The organism is Pseudomonas sp. GM79 (assembly GCF_000282495.1).
GTDB lineage: Bacteria > Pseudomonadota > Gammaproteobacteria > Pseudomonadales > Pseudomonadaceae > Aquipseudomonas.
In genome coordinates this window covers 1-5,636 of the sequence record NZ_AKJE01000069.1, presented here as the reverse complement: position 1 = coordinate 5,636, position 5,636 = coordinate 1, and the positions used below count along the sequence as shown (strand labels likewise).

Annotated in this window: 8 protein-coding genes; 3 read left to right on the top strand and 5 right to left on the bottom strand. The window is 59.8% G+C overall.

The genetic code is table 11. The features are described 5' to 3' along the window. Nucleotides 1–89: 89 nt before the first annotated feature. Nucleotides 90–683, bottom strand: a complete 594-nt coding sequence (locus PMI36_RS11045) for a nitroreductase family protein (RefSeq protein ID WP_007898696.1) — start codon at nucleotides 681–683, stop codon at nucleotides 90–92. Nucleotides 684–960: 277 nt separating this feature from the next. Between PMI36_RS11045 and PMI36_RS11050 the strand changes: the two genes are divergently transcribed. Continuing rightward, nucleotides 961–1,410 carry a YcgN family cysteine cluster protein gene (locus tag PMI36_RS11050; protein WP_008073139.1) on the top strand — a complete coding sequence of 150 codons (450 nt, stop codon included), beginning with the start codon at nucleotides 961–963 and terminating at the stop codon, nucleotides 1,408–1,410. A 136-nt stretch (nucleotides 1,411–1,546) separates the two neighbouring features. Then, nucleotides 1,547–2,776, top strand: coding sequence for a hypothetical protein (locus PMI36_RS11055; RefSeq protein ID WP_008073138.1), 1,230 nt, complete (start codon nucleotides 1,547–1,549; stop codon nucleotides 2,774–2,776). Between the two features lie 127 nt (nucleotides 2,777–2,903). On the opposite strand, the gene PMI36_RS11060 is transcribed toward PMI36_RS11055, so the two are convergent. The 4 genes from PMI36_RS11060 to PMI36_RS11075 form a co-directional block, all read right to left on the bottom strand. Then, nucleotides 2,904–3,281, bottom strand: coding sequence for a YgaP family membrane protein (locus PMI36_RS11060; RefSeq protein ID WP_008073137.1), 378 nt, complete (start codon nucleotides 3,279–3,281; stop codon nucleotides 2,904–2,906). A gap of 92 nt (nucleotides 3,282–3,373) precedes the next feature. Further along, nucleotides 3,374–3,844 (bottom strand): RNA methyltransferase, encoded by a 471-nt coding sequence (locus PMI36_RS11065; RefSeq protein ID WP_032830521.1) that lies wholly within the window; start codon nucleotides 3,842–3,844, stop codon nucleotides 3,374–3,376. A gap of 210 nt (nucleotides 3,845–4,054) precedes the next feature. Then, complete coding sequence (locus PMI36_RS11070; RefSeq protein ID WP_007898702.1) at nucleotides 4,055–4,426, bottom strand: YajD family HNH nuclease; 372 nt, start codon at nucleotides 4,424–4,426, stop codon at nucleotides 4,055–4,057. Between the two features lie 233 nt (nucleotides 4,427–4,659). Beyond that, nucleotides 4,660–5,346, bottom strand: a complete 687-nt coding sequence (locus tag PMI36_RS11075; protein WP_007898703.1) for a spermidine synthase — start codon at nucleotides 5,344–5,346, stop codon at nucleotides 4,660–4,662. A 96-nt stretch (nucleotides 5,347–5,442) separates the two neighbouring features. Here PMI36_RS11075 and PMI36_RS0129715 point away from each other — a divergent pair. Beyond that, nucleotides 5,443–5,636: hypothetical protein (locus PMI36_RS0129715; protein ID WP_032830520.1), on the top strand; the 194-nt coding region annotated here is incomplete at its 3' end.

Below are 5,636 nucleotides of genomic sequence, written 5' to 3'. Positions count from 1 at the left end.
GCGAAGGCGGTGTGTCAGTCGATACCCAAGGTGACTGACACACCGCCTTCGCGAGCAAGCCCGCTCCCACATTTGAACTTCATCGTTGGTTAGAGGGTGAAATCACCCTCGGCCGCCAACTCGCTCAGCGGCCGACGCGGGCTTGGCTCTTCGCGCGCTTGCAGGTACTCGGCCAGCGTCGCCTTGTCGCCCAGCTTGCCGATCGCCACCGCCGCGTGCAGCGCATAGCCCTCAGGAATATTCAGCTCTTTGCGGGTCAGCTCCTGATCGAAACCGGCCATGCCGTGGGTGTGCCAGCCACTGATGCTCGCTTGCAGCGCCAGGTGGCCCCAGGCCGAACCGGTGTCGAAGGTGTGCCATAGCGCCGGTGTTTCTTCAGTGGCGCCAGGTACCGCGAAGGTGGTTTTCGAGACGACGATCACCAGCGCCGAGGCGTGCTGCGCCCAGCTGCGGTTGAACTCGTTCAGCAGACCCAGATAACGCTCCCAGTTCGGCGTGTCGCGACGCGCATAGAGAAACCGCCAAGGCTGCGAGTTGTACGCCGATGGCGCCCAGCGCGCGGCTTCGAAGAAGCTCAGCAGGGTCTCGACGGGAATGGTTTCGCCGGTGAACGCGCGGGGCGACCAGCGATCAGTGAACTGAGGGTGAATGGCGTAGTCGGCAACGCGTGGATTAGCACTCATCAAGAGATTCCTTTACGTTTGAAAGTGAGGGTCGTCTGAAACCTGCGGGCGCAGTTGAGCTGAGCGATGAGGTTTTTCGAGAGCCTGGGTAGTTCACCTGAATGCAACGCGGTTGAGCGTTAATGGCATTTGAGCATGGCTCCTTGCGATGGCAAAGCTACTTGGGGGCGCTATAACTGACAAGTTCCGTTGTACCGGCAGTCGCCAATGCTTGGCCCGCCGGTGCCTTGGTACTAGACTGGCGGCCTTTTCACCACCTGATGTTGATGCTTGAGCCATGGCCGCCAAAGTCGAACCGTTCTGGATACGCAAAACCCTCGATCAACTCGATCAAGAGGAATGGGAATCGCTGTGCGATGGCTGTGGCCTGTGCTGCCTGCAAAAACTCGAGGACGAAGACGACAACTCCGTGTACTACACGCGTATCGCCTGCAAACTGCTGGACCTCAAAACCTGTCAGTGTACCGATTACCCCAACCGTCGCGACTCGGTGCCCGATTGCATTCAGCTCACGCCGGGCAAGGCCGATGAGTTCAAATGGCTGCCGCCGACCTGCGGTTATCGACTGGTCAGCGAAGGCAAGGATTTGCCGCTCTGGCATCACCTTGTGTGCGGTGATCGCGAGGCGGTGCATCACGAACGTATTTCCCAGTCCGGGCGTATGCTCGCCGAGGGCAGCGTGGCTGAAGAGGATTGGGAAGACCATCTGATTTTTCGCGCGGGTTAATTCCCACTGCTTTGTGGCGAGGGCGCTTGCTCCCGCTTGAGTGCGTAGCACTCACAAAATCAGCAGTGATTAGAAGAATTTGGGGCTGCTATGCAGCCCGGCGCGAGCAAGCTCGCTCGCCACACTAGGAGTGTGTATGGCTGTGGGAGTGCGGCTGGCGTTGACTGTCGGGCTGCTGGCCCTGAGTTTGCCGGTGTGGGCGGCGAAGAAAGTCGATCTGGATTATCACGTGCGCCTGCTGCCGCAAAGCGATCAGGCCGAAGTGCGCCTGACCCTGGCCCAGGGCTCGGCGGTGCGCAGTCTGGATTTCGACTTGGGCGAGGGCAGTCACTACAGTGATTTTAAGGCTGATGGCCAATGGCAACTCACCCCCGGCAAACAGGCCCGTGGTGTCTGGCGCCCGGCCGCCGACAAGGCCAGCCTGACCTACCGCGTGCGCATTAGCCATGGGCGCAAGAGCGGCAGCTTCGATACCCGCATGACGCCGAACTGGGCGCTGATGCGTGGCGATGACCTGGTGCCTGCGGCCAAACTCGATCAGCAGGACGGCATCGAACTGGTTTCACGCCTTGAATTCGAATTACCCACCGGTTGGAAAAGCGTCGAAACCGCTTGGCCGCGGATTGGCAAGAACAGGTTCCGGATCGACAATGCCTCGCGTCTGTTCGACCGTCCCACTGGCTGGATGCTCGCCGGCCATCTCGGCAGTCGTCGTGCGCGGCTGGGGGAAACCGAAGTCACCGTCGCCTCGCCTCAAGGTCAGGGCATGCATCGCATGGATGTGCTGACGCTGCTGACCTTTGTCTGGCCGCAAGTGCAGGCAGTTTTTCCGCGTCACCCCAGCAAACTGCTGATTGTCGGCGCCAACGACCCGATGTGGCGCGGTAGCTTGGGCGCCCATGAATCGATCTACCTCAATAGCCGTCTGCCGCTGGTCAGTGAAAGCGGCACCAGTGCCTTGGTGCGCGAATTGGCTCAGGTGTTCGCGCGGATCAACGACAGCCAGCGCAGCGACTGGATCAGCGAAGGGTTTGCTGAGTATTACGCCATCGAACTGGTGCGCCGCGCAGGCGGGATGAGTGATGAGCGGTATGAGAGCCTGCAAAGCAAATTGACCAAAGCCAGCCAAAAAGTCACGACGTTGCGCGGTGAACAGATCAACCCGGCGCAGGTGGCCAAAGCGGTGGTGTTGTTACAGGAACTGGACCGCGAGATTCGCCTGAAAACCCGCAACAAGCGCTCGCTCGATGATGTGCTGCGTGGGGCGATGCATTTGGAAAGTGTGGACACCAAGGAATTCATTCAGCTCGCGCAAAGCGTTATTGGCGAGTCTTCCAAGGTGCTCGATACCGGGTTGCTTCAGTAGCACCGCCTTCGCGGGCAAGCCCGCTCCCACAGTAATTGGCGGTGTTCACACATGTTGTGTACGCCAAAAATCCTGTGGGAGCGGGCTTGCCCGCGAAGAGGCACTGAGCCTCTGCATCGATTCCGGATCAGACCCCAGCCTTCGGCGAGTTCAACGAATCATTTCCCGTCACGGTCGCCGTGCTGGTCGCTGCTTCTGCATTGGCTTTCATGCGGGCCAGCTCATCCCCGGCGCGCTCGATCCTCGCGCGTGCGTTTTCCATGTCCTGACGGTTCTTTTCCAACAGTCTTTTCGCCGAGCAATGCCCAGTGATTCCCCGGGCCAGGGCCATGCCGCCAATGGCTATTTCAATCAATCCGAACACGCCGCCGCGTCGCAGACCTTTGCTTAGCATGACCACACCACCCGCCAGGGAGCCGGCGCGTTCCCAACCATGAACGTTCTGTTCGGAAGGGCTCTGGAACGGGGTGGTTTCGATACGTTCTACAGGATTGAACTCGCGCATGATCGGTCTCCAGGCAGGGAAGGGTTGCTTCAGCAATAGATATTTAGCTGACTGCCTGGGCGAACGGCTTGTTCCATTGAATATGCGGCACTTCAGCGGAATTTCGGCCCCGAGCGGGTGTTGTTGCCCTTGGCCATACGGTCGTACAGCACAACGTTGACGGTGGCCGCCAGGTTCATGCAGCCGGTGGTCGGGATGTAGACCACGTCTTCGCACCAGTCGCGGATTTCTTTATCCAGCGAACCGTCTTCGGGGCCGAAGATGTAGAGGGCGCGATCCGGGTGCGTGTATTCCGGCAGCGAGCGGGCGCCGTCGACCAGTTCCACGGCGACCGGGACACAGCCTAAGGGCAGGATTTTCTTCAGGTCGTCGATGCCGATCAGCGGGATATCGTAGTGGACTCGCTTGGTGTCGGTGACGAAATCGGCGGCGCGTTCATAGCGCTTGCCGGTGTAAAAAACCGACGCCACGCCATAGCAGCCGGCGGCGCGCATGACCGAACCGACGTTCTCCGGTGATTTGGGATTATACAAACCAATGCAGCTGTACCGTTTGTCTGCCACGAGCGGGGTGCCTTCGGGGAAAAAACGGCGATTATACGGGGATTGGGGGAGGGTGGTCAGATTGTAGATTGGTGGTGATTGTTCGATCGCTTTCGCGAGCAAGCCCGCTCCCACATTGGATCTCGGGTGTTCACAAATATTATGTTCACCCGAGATCCAATGTGGGAGCGGGCTTGCTCGCGAAGGGGCCAGCGCAGGCACCGAAGATCTTTAATCTTCTTTCTTCATCAACCCCGCCAACGCCGCAAACGGGTTGTGCGTCGCCTTGGCAATCTTCGGCGTACTCAGCGAGCCTTCGTCGAAATACTGCTGATCGGTATACCGTGAGTGCTCGTTATCGTGGCAATACAGGCACAACAGTTCCCAGTTCGAACCATCCTGAGGGTTGTTGTCGTGGTTGTGGTCGCGGTGATGCACGGTCAGTTCGCTCAGGCGTTTGCCGGAGAATTCACGGGCGCAGCGGCCGCACACGTGCGGGTACATCTTCAGGGCCTTGTCGCGGTAACCCATTTCCTTGTCGCGCTGGTTATCGGCGAGGATGCGGTCCAGCTTCGATGTGTTGGTTGGGGTGGACGAACTCATGGGTTCACCTTTGTAAAAAGACTAATGACGGTTATGACGTGAGTGTAGGGCCTGTCATCACTTATTTACTAGGCCGCGCCACAGCAGACCGGCCCTTCGGGTTGTGCCTGAAAACGAGCCAGGCTGCGTTGCAGTCCTTGGCAAGGGAGCGACCATTACCAGCGGACTGCGCCTTGCCTGGCTCGTTTTCAGGCGCAACGCGGCCTAGTAAATAAGTGATGACAGGCCCACGCTCAGCCCTTGAGCTTCTCGGCAATCCAGATGGTGTGGCGGGTGCCCTTGTTGCCATGGGCGAAGACTTGCACTTCCTCGGCCTTGAAGCCGGCCTTTTTCAGCTTGTCGGAAAACTGCCGGTCGGCGCTGGCCGACCACACCGCCAGCACGCCTTTTGGCCGCAAGGCCTTGGCACACGCGCTCAGGCCACCGGCGGAGTAGAGCCAGCTGTTGGCCTTCTGGGTCAGACCTTCGGGGCCGTTGTCGACGTCGAGCATGATCGCATCGAAACCTTGTGGCTCGGCTTGCAGCACCTTGGCCACGTCTTCCATACGGATCACCGTGCGCGGGTCGAGCAGCGGGTTGCCGGCTTTTTCGCCCAGCGGCCCGCGATTCCACTCCACCACGCCGGGCACCAATTCGGCGACCACCACTTCAGCCGTCTTGCCCAAATGCTTGAGCGCCGAGGCGAGGGTGAAGCCCATGCCCAGGCCACCGATCAATACTCGCGAATTCGGCCGGCCGGCGACCTTGCGGCAGGGAATTTCGGCCAGGGCATCTTCGGAGCCGTGCATGCGAGTATTCATCAACTGCCCGCCGTCACCACCCTGAATCTTGATAACGAAGTCCTCGCCGTATTCGAACAGGCACAGGGCACCGCCGTTTTCAGGGATGGGGGTGGTGTCGAGCAGAACGAAACGTTTCATGGGGCGCTCTTGAGGAGAAATTGACAGATGGAGGAAGGCAAACGCGCGCAGTTGGGAGTAGCCTGCAAAAAGACCACAAGGCCAACGGAGCCATTGATGAAGCGCACCATTCTAACGGTCATTGCCCTGGCCGCGCTCTCGATAACTGCAGTGCAGGCCCAAGAGCTGCAAACCATCCCCACCAGTCCCGCGCCGATACCCGGTTCACCCGGCACCGCCACTCCGACACCGTATCCGCAGATCACCCCGACCAGCGTGCCCAAGGCCGGTACCGGCAGGGGCGGGCCACC